Annotated in this window: 12 protein-coding genes; 6 read left to right on the top strand and 6 right to left on the bottom strand. The window is 73.6% G+C overall.

From position 1 onward, the window contains the following. Positions 1-5: 5 nt before the first annotated feature. From NLU66_RS02155 to NLU66_RS02145, 3 genes are read right to left on the bottom strand one after another with little or no spacing between them, the layout of a single operon-like run. Positions 6-2,030 carry a beta-galactosidase gene (locus NLU66_RS02155; protein WP_259361314.1) on the bottom strand — a complete coding sequence of 675 codons (2,025 nt, stop codon included), beginning with the start codon at positions 2,028-2,030 and terminating at the stop codon, positions 6-8. Beyond that, positions 2,027-4,066 (bottom strand): alpha-xylosidase, encoded by a 2,040-nt coding sequence (gene yicI, locus NLU66_RS02150; protein WP_259361313.1) that lies wholly within the window; start codon positions 4,064-4,066, stop codon positions 2,027-2,029. The genes NLU66_RS02155 and yicI overlap by 4 nt, the downstream gene beginning before the upstream one ends. Positions 4,067-4,096: 30 nt before the next feature. Further along, complete coding sequence (locus tag NLU66_RS02145) at positions 4,097-6,907, bottom strand: glycoside hydrolase family 3 N-terminal domain-containing protein (RefSeq protein WP_259361312.1); 2,811 nt, start codon at positions 6,905-6,907, stop codon at positions 4,097-4,099. A gap of 152 nt (positions 6,908-7,059) precedes the next feature. On the opposite strand from NLU66_RS02145, the gene NLU66_RS02140 reads away from it, so the two are divergent. The 4 genes from NLU66_RS02140 to NLU66_RS02125 all read left to right on the top strand — a co-directional run bounded on the left by NLU66_RS02140 (position 7,060) and on the right by NLU66_RS02125 (position 11,551). After that, complete coding sequence (locus NLU66_RS02140; protein ID WP_259361311.1) at positions 7,060-7,671, top strand: YesL family protein; 612 nt, start codon at positions 7,060-7,062, stop codon at positions 7,669-7,671. 164 nt (positions 7,672-7,835) lie between these two features. Next, complete coding sequence (locus NLU66_RS02135; RefSeq protein WP_259361310.1) at positions 7,836-8,825, top strand: ABC transporter permease; 990 nt, start codon at positions 7,836-7,838, stop codon at positions 8,823-8,825. 10 nt (positions 8,826-8,835) lie between these two features. Beyond that, a complete protein-coding gene (locus tag NLU66_RS02130) occupies positions 8,836-9,747 on the top strand; it encodes a carbohydrate ABC transporter permease (protein ID WP_259361309.1) in 912 nt (303 codons plus the stop codon). Between the two features lie 28 nt (positions 9,748-9,775). Further along, positions 9,776-11,551: an ABC transporter substrate-binding protein gene (locus NLU66_RS02125; protein WP_259361308.1), complete on the top strand. Its 1,776-nt coding sequence runs from the start codon at positions 9,776-9,778 to the stop codon at positions 11,549-11,551. Between the two features lie 3 nt (positions 11,552-11,554). Here the strand turns inward: NLU66_RS02125 and NLU66_RS02120 are convergent, their stop codons facing one another. From NLU66_RS02120 to NLU66_RS02110, 3 genes are read right to left on the bottom strand one after another with little or no spacing between them, the layout of a single operon-like run. Continuing rightward, a complete protein-coding gene (locus tag NLU66_RS02120) occupies positions 11,555-12,550 on the bottom strand; it encodes a LacI family DNA-binding transcriptional regulator (protein WP_259361307.1) in 996 nt (331 codons plus the stop codon). A 5-nt stretch (positions 12,551-12,555) separates the two neighbouring features. Then, positions 12,556-14,739 (bottom strand): glycoside hydrolase family 95 protein, encoded by a 2,184-nt coding sequence (locus tag NLU66_RS02115; RefSeq protein ID WP_259361306.1) that lies wholly within the window; start codon positions 14,737-14,739, stop codon positions 12,556-12,558. Then, positions 14,736-15,914 carry an ROK family transcriptional regulator gene (locus NLU66_RS02110; RefSeq protein WP_259361305.1) on the bottom strand — a complete coding sequence of 393 codons (1,179 nt, stop codon included), beginning with the start codon at positions 15,912-15,914 and terminating at the stop codon, positions 14,736-14,738. The genes NLU66_RS02115 and NLU66_RS02110 overlap by 4 nt, the downstream gene beginning before the upstream one ends. Positions 15,915-16,036: 122 nt before the next feature. Here NLU66_RS02110 and xylA point away from each other — a divergent pair, with 122 nt between their 5' ends. Both xylA and xylB read left to right on the top strand, forming a co-directional pair. Beyond that, positions 16,037-17,230 carry a xylose isomerase gene (xylA, locus tag NLU66_RS02105; protein ID WP_259361304.1) on the top strand — a complete coding sequence of 398 codons (1,194 nt, stop codon included), beginning with the start codon at positions 16,037-16,039 and terminating at the stop codon, positions 17,228-17,230. Positions 17,231-17,269: 39 nt separating this feature from the next. After that, entirely contained in the window at positions 17,270-18,658 is a 1,389-nt protein-coding gene (gene xylB / locus NLU66_RS02100; protein ID WP_259361303.1) for a xylulokinase, read from the top strand. The last annotated feature ends 84 nt before the right edge of the window (positions 18,659-18,742 follow it).

Raw genomic sequence — 18,742 nt, 5'->3', positions numbered from 1 at the left:
TCCTCTCAGGGGAGCAGGCGGGCGGCGGTGCCCGGGGGCAGGGAGAGCACGGCGACGCCGCCCGCGGGGACGGCGAGGCCCGGAGCGGCGGACGCGCCGCTCACGAGGTCCGTGCCCTTGGCCTGCACGCGCACCGTACGGTCCCCGTGGTGCAGGAGGAAGAGGTGGTCCACCCCGTGGCCGCGCCGGCGCACCGCCTCGAGGCCGCGCTCCGCTGCGCCGGGCAGGGTCGGGCCGATGCCGAGCTCCTGCGCCGCCGCGCGCAGCCACGTGTCCCGCGACTCCTGGGTCCAGCGGGCGGAGACGTAGGTCGCGGTGCCCGCGCCGCGGCGGGCACGGGTGATCGCGGGCAGCCCCGCGAGGTCCGCGTGCGTGTAGCGGGCGAGCACCTCGGCGTCCGTCGCCGCGAGCAGCTCGGTCCACTCCTCCGCGACGGTGCCGTCGTCGAGGGTGACGACCTCCCGCGCGGGCAGCGGGAGGATCTCCTCGCCGCGCACGCCCAGCAGCTCCCGCAGCCGGCCCGGGTAGCCGCCGGTCGCGACGTGCAGGTGCTCGTCGGCGAGGCCCGAGAGGTAGGTGACCACGAGGTGGCCGCCGCCCTCGACGTACTCCTCGAGCCAGGTGACCTCCGCGTCGGAGAGCGGGTACTGGCAGGTGAGGACCAGCAGGCGGTACCGGGAGACGTCCGCGAGGGGGCGCACGAAGTCCGTCGGGATCCCCGCGCGGTGGAAGGAGCGGTGGGTGGCCCGCTGCTCCTCGCCGTAGCGCAGCTGGGCGCTCGGCAGGTCCGGCGTCTCGAGCGCCCACCAGCCGTCCGCATGCCACAGCAGGCCCACCTCGGCCTCGACGAGGGGGCCCTCCTCGGGCAGCGCGGCCACGGGGGCGAGGGACTCGAGCACCTCGCCGAGCCGCCTCACCCCGCGGAAGGCGCGCGAGTCGCGGCCCGCATGGGGCACGAGCGCGCCGTGCCACTGCTCCGCCCCGCCCGCGCTCTGGCGCCACTGGAAGAACAGGGAGGACTGCGAGCCGCGGGCGATGTAGCCCAGCGAGTGCCGCAGCATCCGCTCGGGGCTCTTCGCGAGGGTGCGGCCGTCGACCTTGATGCCCGTCGCGTTCTGCTCCATGAGCACCCACGGGCCGCCGGACCACGAGCGCGCGAGGTCCGAGCCGTAGGCGACGTGGGCCTCCGCATCGGGGCCCGCCGTGTCGAGGTAGTGGTCCAGGGAGACGACGTCGAGCTCGTCGGCCCAGGACCACTGCTCGAGGTGGTTCCAGGTGGGCAGCATGTAGTTCGTCGTCACCGGCGCCTGCGAGCCCGCGGCCCGGATCTCCTCCCGCTGCTCGCGCAGGGCCGCGCGCATCTCGTCGGAGGAGAAGCGGCGGAAGTCGATCGCCTGGGAGGGATTGGGGAGGTACTGGGTCGCGCGCGGCGGCTCGACCTCCGCGAAGGAGCTGTAGCCCTGGGACCAGAAGGCCGTGCACCAGGCGCGGTTCAGCGCCTCGACCGTGCCGTACCGCGCCCGGAGCCACGCCCGGAAGGCGCGGGCCGCGTGCGGGCCGTGGTCGAGGGTGCCGTACTCGTTGTGCAGGTGCCATCCGCGCAGCCCGGGCCGGTCGCCGTAGCGCTCGCCGAGCAGCCGGGCGATTCGGCGTGACGCCTCCCGGTAGGCGGGGGCGCTCACGGCGTAGGTGTCCCGCGAGCCGTGGGTGAGGCGCACGCCGTCGGGTCGCACGGGCAGGGCGTCGGGATGGGCGAGGGAGAACCAGGGCGGCGGGGAGGCCGTGGGCGTGGACAGGAAGTACCCGATCCCGGCCATGTCGAGGCGGTCCAGGACCTCGTCCAGCCAGGCGGTCTCGAACCGCCCCTCCTCCGGCTCGAGGCTCGACCAGGAGAAGATGCCGAGGCTCACCGTGTTCGCGCGGACCTCACGCAGCAGCTCCACGTCCTCGTCCCAGGTCGCGGGGTCCCACTGCTCGGGGCTCCAGTCCCCGCCCAGGAGCAGCCGGCCCGGGGCGAAGGACCCGCTCATGAGGCACCGCCCACGAGGGCGAGCGGGGCGGAGCCGGCGCGGGCGAACAGGCCCAGCGAGTGCACGTCGTAGGTGCGGCGCAGGAAGCGGCCGCCCGCGCTCGCGTCGACCTCCTCGCCGTCCAGCAGGTGCACCCAGCGGCCCGCGGGCAGGTACACGTCCACGGTCCCGTCCTCCTGCAGGACGGGGGCGACGACGAGGTCCTCGCCGAGCATGTACTGGGCGTCGAGGGTGCGGCAGGCGGGATCCTCGGGGAACTGCATGACCATGGGCCGCATGACCGGGGCGCCGGTGCGGGTCGTCGTCGCGGAGGCCGCGAGCAGGTAGGGCATGAGGGTCTGCTTGAGCTCCGCGAACTCGCGCATGACGTCGACCGCCTCCTCGTCGAACAGCCACGGCACCCGGTAGGAGCTCGAGCCGTGCAGCCGCGAGTGGGAGCTCAGCAGTCCGAAGGCGACCCAGCGCTTGAACAGCGTGGGATCGGGGGTGCCCTCGAAGCCGCCGATGTCGTGGCTCCAGTAGCCGAATCCCGAGGAGACGAGCGAGAGCCCGCCGCGCAGCGACTGCGCCATGGCGACGTAGGTGGACTCGCAGTCCCCGCCCCAGTGGATCGGGAACCGCTGCCCGCCGGCCGTCGCGGAGCGCGCGAAGAGCACGGCCTCGCCCTTCCCGCGGCGCTCCTCGAGCAGGTCGAAGACGACCTGGTTGTACTGCTGGGTGTAGAAGTTGTGCTCGCGCAGGGGGTCGGAGCCGTCCGCCCAGACGACGCCCTCGGTGGGGATCCGCTCGCCGAAGTCCGTCTTGAAGGCGTCCACGCCGTCCTCGAGCAGCGCGTCGAGCTTGCCCGCGAACCACTCCCGCGCGGCGGGGCTCGTCATGTCCACGAGGCCCATGCCCGCCTGCCAGAGGTCCGTCTGCCACACCGAGCCGTCCTCGGTGCGCAGCAGGTGGCCGGCCTCCGCGCCCTCGGCGAACAGCTCCGAGCGCTGGGCGATGTACGGGTTGATCCACACGCAGACCTTGAGGCCACGCTCGTGGAGCTTGGCGATGAGGCCGCGCGGGTCCGGGAAGGTCGCGGGGTCCCAGCGGAAGTCGGACCAGTGGAAGCCGCGCATCCAGAAGCAGTCGAAGTGGAAGACGCTCAGCGGGATGCCGCGCTCCGCCATGCCGTCCACGAAGGAGAGCACCGTCTCCTCGTCGTACTGGGTGGTGAAGGAGGTCGAGAGCCACAGGCCGAAGGACCACTCGGGCAGCGCGGGCGGGCGGCCCGAGCGGGCCGTGTAGCGGTCGATGACCTCGAGCGGGGTGCCGCCGCCCACGACCTCGTAGCGCAGGCGCTCGCCGGGCACGGAGAACTGGGTCGCGGTGACGTTCTCGGAGCCCACCTCGAAGGAGACCGGGCCGGCGTCGTCCACGAGCACGCCGTAGCCGCGCGAGGAGAGGTAGAAGGGCACGTTCTTGTAGGCCTGCTCGGAGGAGGTGCCGCCGTCGGCGTTCCAGATGTCGACGCTCTGGCCGTTCTTCACGAAGGCGCCGAAGCGCTCGCCGAGCCCGTAGATCTGCTCGCCGACGCCGAGCGCGAGCTGCTCGTGCACGAACGGGCCCTTCCCCTCGACCTGCGCGTAGCCGATCGAGCGGGCGGTCGAGGAGGTGAGCAGGACGCCGTCCCACAGGTAGTCCACCTGCCACGGGCCGTGCAGGGCCACGCGCGCCTCGAGCCGGCCGGAGCGGAAGGTCGCCAGCTCCTCGTCCTGGGTGATCACCGGGGTGACGGGGGCGGGGGTGAGGTCGAAGCGGGGCAGGGACTCGCGCCGCCCCGCGAAGTGCTCGATCTGCACGGCGATGACGTCCTCGCGCGGCGCCGTGAAGGTCACCGTGATCGAGGGGGTGTTGAGCGTGTCGCCGCGGCGCTCGATGCGGCGCACGGGCGCGTGGACCCGCAGCGTGTCGCCGAGGTCCTCGACGTCGTGGACCTCGGCAGGGCGCTGCAGGGACACGCCGTCGCGGATCAGCCAGTAGCCGTCGGTGAACTTCATGGGGTGGGTCTCCTGGGGAAGCAGTGGTGGTCAGTCGGTGGTGAGGCGCAGGCCGGTGAGGGCGGCCCGGCCGGTCAGGCGCACGCGGACGGTGCCGGTGGGGCGGTCGCCGTCGGCGACGACGGTGTGGGGGAGCGGGCCCTCGAGCAGCACGGCCTCGCCCTCGCCCTCGGTCCCGACGGCGGCCACGACGGCCCCGGCGGGGAGCACGAAGGCGGCGGTGCCGCCCGCGGCGGTGGCCGCGCGCAGCACGGTCCCCTCGAGCAGGCTCGCGGGGGAGCGGAGCAGGCCGTGCACCTCCTCCGCCCGGTGGGCGGGGACGAGGTCCCCGGTCGCGGCCTCCGGCGGGGCCGACGGCGGCGCCGGGAGCGTGAACGCCTCCGCGGTGCGGGCGGCGGAGCGGGCGATCCGCACGGTGACGGGACCGTCCGGCAGCTCCCACGCCTCGAGGTCCGGGGCGTGGAGGGCGAGGCGCCGCGCGGGGATCCGCAGCGCGACCGTCGCCGCGCCGGAGGCCGGGACCTCCACGGCGGCGCTGCCGACGAGGCGCGTCACGGGCACCTCGTGGCAGCGGCGGGAGAAGGAGGAGGCGGGGACGTCGGCGTAGACCTGGACGACCTCGTGCAGCGGGCCGCCCGTGCGGCGCTCGGCGGGGGCGGTGACCTCGACGTGCACCGCGATCTCGTCCCCGTCCCAGCGGGCGTCGATGCCGTGCCAGTCGCAGGCGTCGAGCGCGAGCCCGTGGCCGAAGCCGAAGCGGGCCTCCTGCCCGTACCGGTAGGTCATGGAGGTGCCGATGGTGTCGTAGTCGAGCACCGAGGGCAGGGGTGCGCTCGTGGGCCAGGTCTGGGCGAGCCGGCCGGAGAAGTCGCGAGCACCGGTGAGGAGGTCCGCGAGCGCCTCGCCCTCCGCCTCACCGGCGTGGGCGGACCACACGACGGCGCCCACCTGCTCCTCGAGCCCCTCGAGGTCGTAGGGATAGGAGGAGGTGATGACGAGGACGGTCGCGACCTCGGCGGGCAGGGCGACGAGGGCGCGCAGGGCCGCGCGGTCCCCCTCGGGCAGGCGCAGGTGCGGGCGGTCCTCCGTCTCGCGGCCGTGGACGTGCGGCTCGTTGCCGAGCACGAGCACCGCGGCGGCCGCGCCGCGCGTCGCCTCCTCCACGGCGGCTCCGCCGCTGCCGAGCACGTTGGCCGTGAGGTGCGCGGCGCCGGCCTCGGTGCCGACGGGAAGGAGCACGAGGTCCCCGGTGTGGTGCTCGATCCCGACGAGGCGGCCGCTGCCGCGATGGCGCAGGCGGTGCTCGCCCTCCGCGCCCGGGAGGGCCTCGCGGGCGAAGGTCTCCTGCACCACCCAGCCGCCCACACGGGCGGAGCGCGGCCGCAGTCGGCCGCGGTCGTCCGGGGCGACGAGCAGCCCGGTGACCTGCGAGCGGAGGGTGAGCACGCCCTCCCCGAGATCCGTGAGCACGAGCCGCTCGGGCTCGGAGGCGGCAGGGCGGTGCGCGGGGCGGTCCACGTGCAGGGAGCCGTCCGCGGCGCGGAGCACGGGCCCGTCCCCGGTGACCTCGAGGGCGACCACGTCGAGGCCGTCGGCGACGCGCACGTCCTCCCGGCGCGCGGCGAGCGCGCGGGAGAGCGGGACGGGGTCGATGAGGTCGCCGCTGTACCAGTCGCCGAGCACCGTCCCGGCCTGCGCGCCGAGCACGGCGAGCGGTCCCGGCGGCAGCGGGAGCGCGCGGGGATCGCGGTGGGCGAGCAGCACGGCGCCGCGGGTCGCGGCCTCCCGGGCGAGGGCACGGCGCCCGGCGCGGTCCGCGGGGACGCCCGGGGCAGGGGCCGCAGGATCCGCGTCCTCCCCGAGGAGGGCGGCGAACTCGCCGGTGCGGGCGCGGGCCACGAGCTGGCGCACCACGGCACGGTCCACATGGGCCTCCTCCACGAGGCCCGCCGCGAGCGCCGCGTGCACGGCCGTGACCGTCTCGGTGGGGTCGGTGTCGTTGTCGGTGAAGGAGTCCACCCCGGCGCGGAGCATCGCGGCGTAGGCGTGGGCGGCGTCCGGGACCACCTTCTGGCTGCGGAAGAGGTTGCCGGGCGCGCCCGCGTCGGAGACCACGAAGAGCAGGTCGGGATCGGGGAGGGCCGCGCGCAGGGCGGAGTCGACGAGGTCGCTGAGGTGCGCGGGGCGGCCGTCCACGAGGTTGTAGGAGAGCATCACGGAGCCGGCCGCGCCCGCCGCGAGCGGGGCCAGGAACCCCGGCAGCTCGAGCTCGTGCAGCACCCGCGGGGGCAGGTCGGAGCTCGTGGCGCAGCGGTCGGTCTCGTTGGAGTAGGCGAGGAAGTGCTTGAGCGTGGGCACGGTGCGCCAGGTGGGACCGTCCCCGCGCAGCCCGCGCGAGAAGGCGGTGCCGAGCTCCGCGTTCAGCAGCGGGTCCTCGGTGTAGGCCTCCTCGGTGCGGCCCCAGAGGGGGTGGCGCAGCAGGTTCACGACCGGCGCCCACACGGTGAGGCTCACGGACGGGTCTCCGGCGCGCAGCTCGCGCACCTCCTCGGCGACCACGGCGGCGGCGCGACGCAGCAGCTCGGGGTCCCAGGTCGCGGCGAGGCCGACGGGCTGCGGGAACTGGGTGGCGGGACCGCGCCAGGCGAGCCCGTGCACGCCCTCGGTGCCGGTGACGAAGGGGCCGATCCCGAGCCGCGGCACGGCCGGGGCGTACTGGTGCAGGAGGGCGACCTTCTCCTCGGTCGTGAGCTCGCCGACGATCCCGCGCGCCCAGTCGAGCCGGCGACGGTCGTGGGGGTCGAGCGGGGCGGGGGCGGCGAGGGGCATGGCGTCCTTCATCGGGGGATCCTCGCGCATCCGTGCGGGAGGGGTGGGGTCAGGAGCAATCGAATCGCTTCGACTCCCGCACGTCAAGTCCTCTGTCGCGCGGCGGTCGCGACGGGTACCCTCGAGGGGCGGGCGCCAGGGTGGTGCCGCAGGACGGAGCGGTCATGGCCATCGACCTCGAGGGGCGCACGGTCCAGGGGATCGGCGCCTTCGCCGTGATGGTCGCACTGAACCTGCTCTACCTCCTCGCCTGCGTGCCGCTCGTGACCGCGGGGGCCGCGACGAGCGCCCTGCTCGAGGTGATGCTGCGCTACGCGGACCACGAGCGCGGCCGGCCGCTCGCCGACTTCCTGCGCGCCCTGCGCGCGAACCTCGTGCGGGCGACCGCGGTGCACCTGGCCCTCGGGCTGCCCGTCCTCGCGCTGCTCTTCGCGGCACGCTTCTGGTTCACCGTCGGAGGAGCGTTGTCCCTGGCAGGGACGCTGGTGGCGGTGCTCCTGGCGCTCTACCTGCTGGGCGCGCTGCTGCATGGGCTGGCCCTCGTCGCCGCCGTCGACGAGCCCGTGCGGGCCACCCTGCGCAACGCCCTGCTGCTGCCCGGCGCGGAGCCGCTGCGCACCGCGGGCCTCGTGCTGATCCCCGTCGGGACGATCGCGCTCGCGCTCGTGGTCCCCGGCGCGGGCTGGCTGCTGCTGACGATCGGGGCGAGCGCGGGCGGCTACCTCGCGGCCCTGCTCCTGCGCGCCTCCTACCGCCGCCTGGGCGCCCTCGTCTGAGCTCCCCCCGACGCTTCGCCGTCTCCCCGGGCCTGGTATCGAAGCGCTTCGGCGATTCTCTTGACGGAGTCCTGTCGAAGCGTTTAGTGTCCGACCCGAACTAACCGACCCACGAGGGAGTGTGGAGTGGACGCAGTGAGCACGAGCCCGGGAGGGGAGCGGTGATGGCCGCCCCCGTGCAGGTCGAGGCCGTCGTCGCCTCCGAGGTCGAGGGACGCCCGCGGCGTCGCGCTCGTCGGGGCGCGCAGCCCTCGCACCGCCGCCAGTCCTTCGGGCTCTTCCTGACGATCGTGCCGTTCCTGGTGCTCGTCTTCCTCTTCAGCTACTTCCCGCTCTACGGCTGGATCTACTCGCTGTACGACTACCGCCCCGCTCGCGGCCTCGGCGGCAGCGAGTTCGTGGGCCTGCAGTGGTTCCGGATGCTCGTGGGCTCGCCCACCCAGGTCCAGCAGATCCTCCAGGTCATGGCCAACACCCTCGCCATGAGCTTCCTCGGGATCGCGGCCTCCGTGCTGCCGCTCGCCTTCGCGGTCTTCCTCAACGAGATCCGCGCGACCTGGTTCAAGAACCTCGTGCAGACCCTCACCACCCTGCCGAACTTCATCTCCTGGGTGCTCGTCTACATGATCGCCTTCTCGATGTTCTCGACGACCGGCATGGTCAACGGGACCCTCGAGAACCTCGGCCTCATCGACGAGCCGCTCAAGTTCCTCGACAGCGACCAGCACATCTGGCTCAAGATGGCGCTCTGGGGGATCTGGAAGACCGTGGGCTGGGGCGCGATCCTCTACCTCGCCGCGATCGCCGGCATCGACCAGTCCCTGTACGAGTCCGCGAAGGTCGACGGCGCCGGCCGCTTCCAGACGATGTGGCACATCACCGTGCCCCAGCTGATGCCCACCTTCTTCGTGCTGCTGATGCTCTCCATCGCGAACATCCTCAACAACGGCATGGAGCAGTTCTACGTCTTCCAGAACGCCTTCAACCGCGAGCACATCCAGGTGCTCGACCTGTACGTCTACAACATCGGCATGACGGGCAACAACCTGTCCCTGGCCACGGCGATCTCCATGCTCAAGAGCGTGATCTCGGTGGTGCTCCTGCTGTCGGTGAACGCCCTGTCCAAGCGCGTGCGCGGGACCTCGCTGGTCTGAGGAGGCCGAGATGACCACTGCATCCCTGACCCGCGAGCGGGGCCATGTCCCCTTCGCGATCGTGAACTGCACGCTCTTCGCGCTGTTCGCCCTCGTCTGCGGCTACCCGTTCTACTACCTGATCATCAACTCGATCAGCGCGAACGACCTCTCCGCGCTCGGCGACATCCGCTGGCTCCCGCGCGGTCTCCACCTCGACAACTACGGCCAGGTGCTCGACCTCCAGGGCCTCCCGCAGGCCGCGCTCGTCTCCTTCGCGCGCACCGTGATCGGCACCGCCGCGACCGTGCTCGCCTCCGCGTACCTCGGCTTCATGTTCACCCAGCCCCGGCTGTGGAAGCGGTCCTTCTGGTACCGCGCCGTCGTCATCACGATGTACTTCAACGCGGGCCTCATCCCCGTCTTCATCATCATGAAGACCCTGGGCCTGACCAACAGCTTCTGGGTCTACATCCTCCCGCTCGTCGTGCAGCCCTTCAACATCATCCTCGTGAAGACCTTCGTGGAGGCCATGCCCCGCGAGCTGCAGGAGGCGGCGGAGATGGACGGCGCCGGGATCCTCTCGGTGTTCTTCCGGATCTACCTGCCCAACATGACCCCGATCCTCGCCACGGTGGCGATCTTCAGCGCGGTCACGCAGTGGAACAGCTTCCAGGACACCCTGCTGTACATCACCGACCAGAGCCTCTACACGCTCCAGTTCCTGCTCTACATGTACATCAACCAGGCGGACTCCCTCGCGCAGGCCGCCCAGCAGTCGGGCGGGGACCTCTCCGGGATCGCCTCCGCCGCCACCTCGCAGACGGCCACCTCGATCCGCACCACCGTCGCGGTCGTCGTCGTGCTCCCCATCCTCTTCGTCTACCCGCTGTTCCAGCGCTACTTCGTCAAGGGCATCATGCTCGGCGCGGTCAAGGGCTGACCCCGCCGCCCCCGTGAAAGGACACGACATGACCGGCTCCACCCTCACCCCGCACCGCCCCTCCCGCCGCTCGCTGATCGGCGGAGGGCTGAGCCTCACGCTGCTGGGCCTGGGCCTCAGCGGCTGCTCGAGCGACGGCGACGCCGCCGCGGACTCCGGCCCCTTCCCCGAGAGCTGGGACGAGGCGCTCACGATCGACGTCTTCGACGGCCTCGCCAACCAGATGGGCGAGCAGCCCGGCTGGTTCGGGCACCTCGTCGAGAAGGACTTCGCGCTCACCCTCAACGTCATCGCCCCGAACGTCGCGGGCGGCGGGGACACGCTCTACAACACGCGCGTCGCCGCCGGCGACCTGGGCGACGTGGTCGTGACCGACGTCGGCCAGAAGCTCGACGAGCTCATCGAGGGCGGCCTGCTCACGGACCTCACCCCGTACTACGAGCACATGACCAGCGCCGCCCGCTTCGACACCGCGATCCAGAAGGTCAACGAGGGCAAGGACGGGATCTACGCGATCCCCACGCAGGTCTCCTCCCTCAAGCCCACCGAGCCCAGCGAGGGCATCGACCCCACCTTCGGCCCCTTCCTGCGCTGGGACGTCTACAAGGAGATCGGCTACCCCGAGATCGGCACCCTCGAGGACCTCACCCCCGTGCTCGAGGAGATGCAGAAGGCGCAGCCCACCACCGAGAACGGCAAGAAGGTCTACGCCCTGTCGCTCTTCAAGGACTGGGACGGCAACTTCATGAACAACGCCAAGCAGCCCTGCTGCTACTACGGCTACGACGAGGTCGGCTTCGTGCTCGCCGCCGCGGACGGCTCCGACTTCCAGTCGATCATCGACCCCGACGGCCTCTACGTGCGCACCCTGCGCTGGTTCTTCGACCTCAACCGGAAGGGCCTCGTCGACCCCGACTCGACGACCCAGAACTACGACACCCTCTACTCGAAGATGCAGTCCGGGAACGTGCTGTTCTCCTTCTGGCCCTGGCAGGGGCAGGCCGCCTTCAACACCGAGGCGCACGTCGCCGAGGGCAAGGGCTTCATGCTCGCCCCGCTCGCGGACCAGAGGATCTTCTCCTACGGCGCCTCGATCTACGGGGCCGAGCAGGTCTTCGCCGTCGGCTCGCAGGGCGATGACCCGCAGCGCTCCGCCGCCTTCATCGACTGGCTCTACTCGCCGGCCGGCGTCTACGCGAACTCGAGCCAGACCATGGGCGCCGCGGGACCGCAGGGGCTCACCTGGGAGCTCAACGGGGACAAGAAGCCCGAGCTCACGGAGCTCGGGCGGAAGGCGCTGCTGGGCGACGGCGCGGACCTCCCCGCCGAATGGGGCGGCGGCGCCTACGCCGACGGCGTCTCCTGGCTGAACACCACCACCGTGCTCGGCAGCGACGAGGACCCCGACACCGGCTACCCCTACAACTACAAGATGTGGGAGACCTACCAGGAGAGCGTCGCGAACCCGCTCACCGAGGACTGGGCGGCCCGCATGGGCGGCGCCGCGACGACCATGGAGTACCTCGTCGCCAACGACCAGCTCGCCGTCGCCCCCGGCGCGAGCTACGTCGCCCCGCAGGACTCCTCGGAGATCGAGACGATCCGCAACCAGGTCAAGGCCGCGATCGTCCAGAGCTCCTGGAAGATGGCCTTCGCCGGCAGCGAGGAGGACTTCGACGCCCTGCTCGAGGACCTCACCTCGACCGCGGAGGGTCTCGGCTACCAGAAGGTGCTCGACGTCGACATGGCGAACGCGAAGGAGCAGGACGCGGCTCGCAAGGACGTCGCGGAGCAGTTCGGCTGACCCCTAGCGGTCCCGGGTGGTCTCCCGGGGCACGAAGGTGGGGCTCAGCAGGCGGGAGTGCGGCGGTGCCGACGGATCCTCGACGAGCTCGAGGGCCATCGTCACCGCCGTGCGGCCGATCGCCGGGATCGGCAGCTCGATCGAGGAGTGGGCCCCGGCGGCGGCGACGTCGTCCGGGGCGATCGCGACGAGCTGCAGCGCCCCGGGCACGTCCACGCCCGCGGCGGCGAGCGCCCGGGTGAGGTGCGGGAGCGCCCGCTCGTGGTGCACCACGAGCGCGTCCACCGCATCGGGCCCGCTCAGGTGCTCGGCCACGAGCGCGGCGATCGCCTCCGGTTCCGCGTCCACCTCGAGGCGCGGCGCCGGCAGGCCCAGCTCCCGGCAGCCCATCTCGAAGCCGAGGCCCGCGCGGCGGGCGTAGGTGGGGACCGGTCCCGCGGGGTCGCGGTGCGGGGTGAGCAGCGCGATCCGGCGTGCGCCGCGCAGGGACAGCTCGCGCACGGCGAGCATCGCCCCGGAGAGGAAGTCGAAGTCCACGCAGGCGATCCCGGCGGGGTCCTGCGGGTAGCCGATGAGCACCACGGGCCGGTGCAGCCTCGCGAGGGCCGGCAGGCGCGGGTCGTCCTCGACGAGGTCCATGACGACGAGGGCGTCGACCTTGCCCTCCTCGACGACCTTGAGGGTGCGGGCGTGGTCCTCCGCGGCGACGAGCAGGACGTCGTCGTCCGCCTCGTGCGCGGCCTCGAGGATCGAGCCCACGAACTCCATGATCACGTGGTCGTCGACGTCCTCGTGGCGGGGCACGGCGACGCCCAGCAGGGAGGTGCGGCCCTTCGCGAGGGCGCGGGCGCTCGCGGCGGGGTGGTACTCGAGCCGCGCGATCGCCGCCTCGATCCGCTCGCGCGTGGAGGCGGAGATCGTGCGCTTGCCGCTCAGCGCGTAGCTCACGGTGCTCAGGGACACCCCGGCCTCGCGGGCGATGTCCGTCATGGTGGCCATGGGCCTCATGGTCCCACGAGGTCGGGCTCGACCGGGGTGCCGTCGGCGGGGAGGTCGACGGTGAGCGTGCGGTCGCCCCAGCTCACCCGGTGCTCGCCCGCGGCGCCCGCGCCGAGCGCGCGCAGCACGAGGCGGGTGGGCTCGCCGCCTGCCCAGTCGAGGTCCACGGCGACGCCGGGCCGGGCGCGCAGCCCGCGCACGGAGCCGTTCGCGAGCAGCGGCGGGACGGCGGGCAGCAGCTCGATCTCGCCGCGGTGGCTCTGCAGCAGGCACTCGGCGACGGCGGCGACGATCCCGAAGTTCGCGTCCATCTGGAAGGGCGGATGGGCGGAGAACAGGTTCGGGTACAGGCCCGAGCGCTCCCCGTCGGCGGTCTCCGCGGGGCGCACGAACAGCGTGAGCAGGTCCTCGACCTTGTCCGGGCGGTGCAGGCGCGCCCACAGGCAGGCCTTCCAGGCGAGGGACCAGCCGGTCGCCTCGTCACCCCGGGCGAGCAGGGAGGCGGTCGCGGCCTCCTCGATGCCCGGGGCGAGCGCCTCGGTGCCGGGGTAGACGGGCGCGAGGTGGGAGACGTGCCGGTGGTGCGGCTCGGGCTCCTCGAGGTCCGTGTGCCACTCCAGGAGGCGGCCGTCGGGGCCGATGCGCGGCCCGTCGACGCGGGGGAGGGCGGCGCGCGCCCGCGCGAGCAGGTCGTCCTCCGCTGCCCCCGTGACCTCGGCGGCCGCGAGCAGGGAGGAGAGCACGCCGCGCACGAGCCAGCGGTCCATGCCGGAGCCCTCGGTGAGCGCGACCTGGACCCCGTCCGGCGTGCGCCACTGGTTCTCCGGGGAGGTCGAGGGCACGGTGACGAGACGGTCGCCGTCGGCGGGGTGCAGCAGGTCCAGGGCGAAGGCGGCGGCCTCGCGCAGGGCAGGGAGGCGCTGCGCGGCGACCTCGGCGGCGGGCAGGCCGGAGAAGCGGGCGAGGTCGTCGAGCTGCAGCTCGAGCCACAGCCCGCCCATCGGCCAGATCGCCCAGCGGGCGTCGCCGTCCACGGGATCGGAGTAGCCCCACGGGTCGCTGTTGTGGTGCACGGCCCAGCCGGCCGCGCCGTAGATCCGGCGCGCGGTGTCGCGGCCGGTGCGCCGCAGCAGGGCCGTGTACTCCTCGAGGGCCGCCGCGGCCGCGGGGACGTGCGCGGTGCCCGCCGCCCAGTGGTTCATCTCGAGGTTGATGTTGGTCGTGTAGTTCGAGGACCAGGGGGCGCGCACCTCGGCGTTCCACAGCCCCTGGAGGTTCGCGGGCGGCAGGCCGGGCCGCGAGCACGCGCCGAGCAGGTAGCGGCCGTAGCCGACGACCTCCTCGAGCAGCGCCGCGCCCGGGAGGCGGAGGGAGAACCCGTCCTCGCCCGGCGTGGAGGCGTGGCGGGCCAGCAGCTCCTCCTCACCCCGCGCGAGGGCGGCCTCCGCCGTGGCCGCGGCCTCGGCGAGCACCTCCGCGGCGGGCCGGTCGGGGCGCTCGCCGAGGCCCCGCCAGCTCGTGGCGATCGCGCACACGAGCAGCGCGCGCTCGCCCTCGCGCCGCCAGCGGACGGCGACGGCGGCCCGGGAGGCGTCCTCGCCCCAGACGAGGGCCGGGGCGCCGGGGGCATGGCCGGGAGGGGCGTCGGAGGGGACGCGCAGGATGACGTCGAGACCGTCCTCCCGCTCGACCCGGTGCTCCTCGTGCTGCGGGGACTCCAGGCGCACCCGCAGCACGTCGCCCGCGGCGAGCGGCACCGCGTGCACGAGCACCTCGTCGGCCGCGCTCACGGCGCTCAGGTGGTCCCCACCCGCGGTGCGCACCCGGTGCAGGCGCGCGTCGAGATCGAGCTCCCGGGGGCCGGGGACCGCGCCCGGGACCTCGACGTGCAGGTCGCCGACGGGCTGGTAGGCCTGGCTCCAGCTCGCGCCGAGGGCGCCGAGGGCCCGCTCCGCGCCGGGCACGTCCCCGGCCTCCCAGAGCCGTCGCGACTCGGCGCGCGCGGCGGCGGCGACGTCGGCCCCGGTGCGGTGCGGCAGGTCCACGCCGGGCGTGCCGGACCACAGGGTCGACTCGTTCAGCCCGAAGCGGGCGGCGGCGGGGTCGCCCCAGGCCATCGCGCCGATCCGGCCGTTGCCGAGGGGGAGCGCCTCGAGCCAGCGGGCGGCGGGTGCGGTGCGGGTGATCATGCGGTCCTCCCGGCGGGGGTCGCGGCGCGGGAGATCCACGCGCCGGGGGCGTCGAAGACGGGCTGGAGGGCGGCCCGCGCGGCGCCGCGCAGGGCGGGGTCGGGGGTCGTGTCGGAGCGCTCGATGGAGATCGGCCCGGCCTCCGCCGCGAGGGCGTGGGCGGTGACGGTCTCGCGCACCACGGGGGTGATCTCCTCCGCGATCGGCGCGAGGTAGCCGGAGAGCACGACGGTCGAGAGGTCCAGGACGTTCAGGGCGTTCGCGATCGCGAGGCCCAGGGAGCGGCCGATCACGCCGATCACCTCGGCGCGGCTCGAGGAGCGGGAGAGCTCGTCGACGAGGTCCTCGATCCGCACCTCGGGGCCCAGGCCGGCCTGCTCGACGAGGGCGTGGTACGAGATGTACGCCTCGAGGCAGCCGCGGCGGCCGCAGCGGCAGGTGAGGCCGCCCGGCTCGACGACGGTGTGGCCGAGCTCGCCGGCCCAGCCGTGCGTGCCCTCGAGCACGGAGCCCTCGAGGACGACGGCGCCGCCCACGCCGGTCGAGCCGCGCACGTAGAGGAAGGACTCGCCGGGCCGACGGTCGATCTCGGTGAGCACGGAGAGGCGGTTGTCGTTGAGGGCGACGATGTCACCGGCCTCGGGTGCGAGGTGCGTGCGCAGTCCCTCGACGAGGGGGACGTCGGCCCAGTCGAGGTTGGGGGCGGAGAGCACGAGGCGACCGTCGGGGGAGATGCGGCCGGGCACGGCGGCGACGACGCCGACGACGGGGAGGTCGGGGGCGTCGGCCCGGACCTCGCGCACGAGCTGCGCGGCGCGCGCGATCGCCTCCTCGGCGGAGGCGGCGCGGCCGTAGGCGGTGCGGCGGGAGAGCTCGCCGCCGGTGAGGTCGACGCCGAGGCAGGAGACGTGGTCCGCGGCGATCTCGAGGCCGATCGCGAGCAGCGTCCCGGACGCGGGTCGCAGCGGGACCATGGGGCGCCCGGCTCCCGCGGAGATCGGGTCGCCCTCGCTGATGAGCCCCGCCCCGATGAGCTCCTCGACGAGCTTGGAGACGGTGGGCTTGGTGAGCCGCGTGAGGGAGGCGAGGCCCGCGCGGGAGGTGGGCTCGCCGGCGGCCTGCAGGGCGCGGAGCACGGCGGAGAGGTTGTGCTCGCGCAGGTGGGTGGACTGCATGCCGGGCCGTCCTGTCCTCGGGTCGGGGTGGGGATCGTGGGGGTCAGCTTGCCATTTCGCGGTTAGTAATGGAAACTTACTAAGCGAACCCGTCACCGCCGACATCACCCCAGGAGCACACCGTGACCGCACCCACCCCCACCCGCGAGGACCGCTTCTCCTTCGGCCTCTGGACCACCGGCTGGGAGGCCCGCGACCAGTTCGGCCTCGCCACCCGCCCCGCCCTCGAGCTCAGCGCCCACATCCGCAAGCTCGCCGATCTCGGCGCCTGGGGCTTCACCTTCCACGACAACGACGTCGTCCCCTTCGACGCCACCCCCGCCGAGCGCCAGAAGATCATCGACCAGCTCAAGTCCGTCACCACGGAGACCGGCCTCGAGATCGAGATGGTCACCACCGACACCTTCGCCCACCCCGTCTTCAAGGACGGCGCCTTCACCTCGAACGACCGCTCCGTGCGCCGCTTCGGCCTGCGCAAGGTCCTCGCGAACGTCGACCTCGCCGCCGAGCTCGGCGCGAGCACCTTCGTCATGTGGGGCGGCCGCGAGGGCGCCGAGTACGACGGCTCCAAGGACCTCTTCGCCGCCCTCGAGCGCTACCGCGAGGGCCTCGACACCGTCGCCGGCTACATCAAGGACAAGGGCTACGACCTGCGCATCGGCCTCGAGCCCAAGCCCAACGAGCCCCGCGGCAACATCTTCCTGCCCACCGTCGGCCACGCCCTCGCCTTCATCGAGCAGCTCGAGCACGGCGACATCGTCGGCATCAACCCCGAGACCGGCCACGAGCAGATGGCCACCCTGAACTACACGCACGGCCTCGCCCAGGCGCTGTGGAGCGAGAAGCTCTTCCACATCGATCTCAACGGCCAGCACGGCCCCATGTACGACCAGGACCTCGTGTTCGGCCACGGCGACCTCATCAGCGCCTTCTTCACCGTCGACCTGCTCGAGAACGGCTTCCCGTCCAAGCCCGGCGCCTACGACGGCGCCCGCCACTTCGACTACAAGCCCTCGCGCACCGAGCACGAGAAGGGCCAGTACGACGCGGCCGCCGCGAACATGGAGATGTACCTGATGCTCAAGGAGCGCGCCCTCGCGTTCCGCCAGGACCCCGAGGTGCAGGAGGCCCTGACCTACTCCGGCATCGACGAGCTCGCGCAGCCCACGATCGCCGAGGGCGAGACCCTCGAGGACCTCCTCGCGGACCGCTCGACCTTCGAGGAGTTCGACGCGGACAAGGCCGGGGAGCGCAACTTCGGCTTCGTGCGCCTCCAGCAGCTCGCCATGCAGCACCTGCTCGGCTTCCGCGCCTGAGCCTCACCACCTCGCCCGCTCCGTGAAAGGCTCCCGCTCATGACGCTCGTGCTCGGCATCGACTCGTCCACCCAGTCCACCAAGGCCCTGCTCGTCGACGCCGCCACCGGCGAGGTCGTCGAGGAGCGCCGCGCCGCCCACCCGGACGGCACCGAGGTGGACCCGCGGGCCTGGCTCGCGGCGGTGGACGAGGCGGCCGGGCCGCTGCTCGAGCGGGCCGAGGCCGTCGCCGTGGGCGGCCAGCAGCACGGCATGGTGCTGCTGGACGGGGCGGGCGAGGTGGTGCGCCCGGCGCTGCTGTGGAACGACACCCGCTCCGCCCCGCAGGCCGCGGCCCTGATCGAGGAGCAGGGCGGGGCGGGGGCGAGCGTCGGCGAGCTCGGCAGCCTGCTCGTCGCCTCCTTCACCTCGAGCAAGCTGCGCTGGGTGCGCGACGAGGAGCCCGAGGCGGCCGAGCGCGCCCGCTCCGTGCTGCTCCCGCACGACTACGTGTCCCTGCACCTCGCGGCGCCGGGCACGGAGCCCTTCACCGACCGCGGCGACGCCTCGGGCACCGGCTACTACTCGACCGCCGCCGAGGCCTGGCGGCCCGAGCTCGCCGAGGCCGCGATCGGGCGCTCCCTCGACCTGCCGCGCCTCCCCGGTGCGCCGCAGGAGGCCATGGCCCGCACCGCCGGCGGCGCGGTCATCGCCGCGGGCACCGGCGACAACATGGGCGCCGCTCTGGGGCTCGGGCAGCAGCCGGGGGACGTGTCGATCTCGATCGGCACCTCCGGCGTGTGCGCGATGGTGAGCGACGTGCGCCCGGACGACCCCTCCGGCACCGTCACCGGCTTCGCCGACGCGACCGGCCGCTTCCTCCCCATGACCACGACGATCAACGCCTCCCGCATCCTCGAGGCGGGCCGCGCGCTGCTCGGCGTCACCCACGAGCAGCTCTCCGCCCTGGCCCTCGCCTCCGTGCCCGGCGCCCACGGCGTGAGCCTCCTGCCCTACCTCGAGGGCGAGCGCACCCCGAACCGCCCCGACGCGCGCGGCACCCTCACCGGCCTCACCACCTCGACCACCCGCGAGGACCTCGCCCGCGCCTACGTCGAGGCGCTCCTGTGCTCCCTGGCCGACGGCGTCGCCGCGCTCGAGCAGGTCACCGGGGTCTCCCCGGCGCGCGTCACCCTCATCGGCGGCGGCGCCCGCAGCCGCGCCGTGCAGGAGCTCGCCCCCGCCGTGCTGGGCCGCCCCGTCACCCTCGCCCCCGACGGCGAGTACGTCGCCCTCGGCGCGGCCCGCCAGGCCGCCTGGGCCCTCGCCGAGACCGACGAGCCGCCCGTCTGGGAGCTCGGCGGCGCGCGCACCCTCGAGGCGGAGGCCACGCCCGAGGTGCTGGACGCCTACCGCGCGCTCAAGGAGCGCACCGAGGGCTGGGGCTGAGCGCGGGCTGCCAGCCCACCCCTCGCCGCAGCCCGCCCGCCACAGCCGCCGCGCCCGCCTACCACGGCCGCCCCCGGCGATGGT

This window comes from Brachybacterium sp. NBEC-018, from assembly GCF_024860185.1.
In the GTDB taxonomy this organism is placed as follows: Bacteria; Actinomycetota; Actinomycetes; order Actinomycetales; family Dermabacteraceae; genus Brachybacterium; species Brachybacterium rhamnosum.
The sequence above is the reverse complement of the archived record's forward strand: the minus strand, read 5'-3'. Positions and strand labels throughout refer to the sequence as shown.

Coding starts and splice junctions, on each gene's coding strand:
- NLU66_RS02120 (WP_259361307.1), bottom strand. CDS start 12,550: ATGGCCACCATGACGGACATCGCCCGCGAGGCCGGGGTGTCCCTGAGC.
- NLU66_RS02115 (WP_259361306.1), bottom strand. CDS start 14,739: ATGATCACCCGCACCGCACCCGCCGCCCGCTGGCTCGAGGCGCTCCCC.
- NLU66_RS02135 (WP_259361310.1), top strand. CDS start 7,836: ATGGCCGCCCCCGTGCAGGTCGAGGCCGTCGTCGCCTCCGAGGTCGAG.
- NLU66_RS02130 (WP_259361309.1), top strand. CDS start 8,836: ATGACCACTGCATCCCTGACCCGCGAGCGGGGCCATGTCCCCTTCGCG.
- xylB (WP_259361303.1), top strand. CDS start 17,270: ATGACGCTCGTGCTCGGCATCGACTCGTCCACCCAGTCCACCAAGGCC.
- NLU66_RS02145 (WP_259361312.1), bottom strand. CDS start 6,907: ATGAAGGACGCCATGCCCCTCGCCGCCCCCGCCCCGCTCGACCCCCAC.
- NLU66_RS02155 (WP_259361314.1), bottom strand. CDS start 2,030: ATGAGCGGGTCCTTCGCCCCGGGCCGGCTGCTCCTGGGCGGGGACTGG.
- NLU66_RS02140 (WP_259361311.1), top strand. CDS start 7,060: ATGGCCATCGACCTCGAGGGGCGCACGGTCCAGGGGATCGGCGCCTTC.
- NLU66_RS02125 (WP_259361308.1), top strand. CDS start 9,776: ATGACCGGCTCCACCCTCACCCCGCACCGCCCCTCCCGCCGCTCGCTG.
- yicI (WP_259361313.1), bottom strand. CDS start 4,066: ATGAAGTTCACCGACGGCTACTGGCTGATCCGCGACGGCGTGTCCCTG.
- NLU66_RS02110 (WP_259361305.1), bottom strand. CDS start 15,914: ATGCAGTCCACCCACCTGCGCGAGCACAACCTCTCCGCCGTGCTCCGC.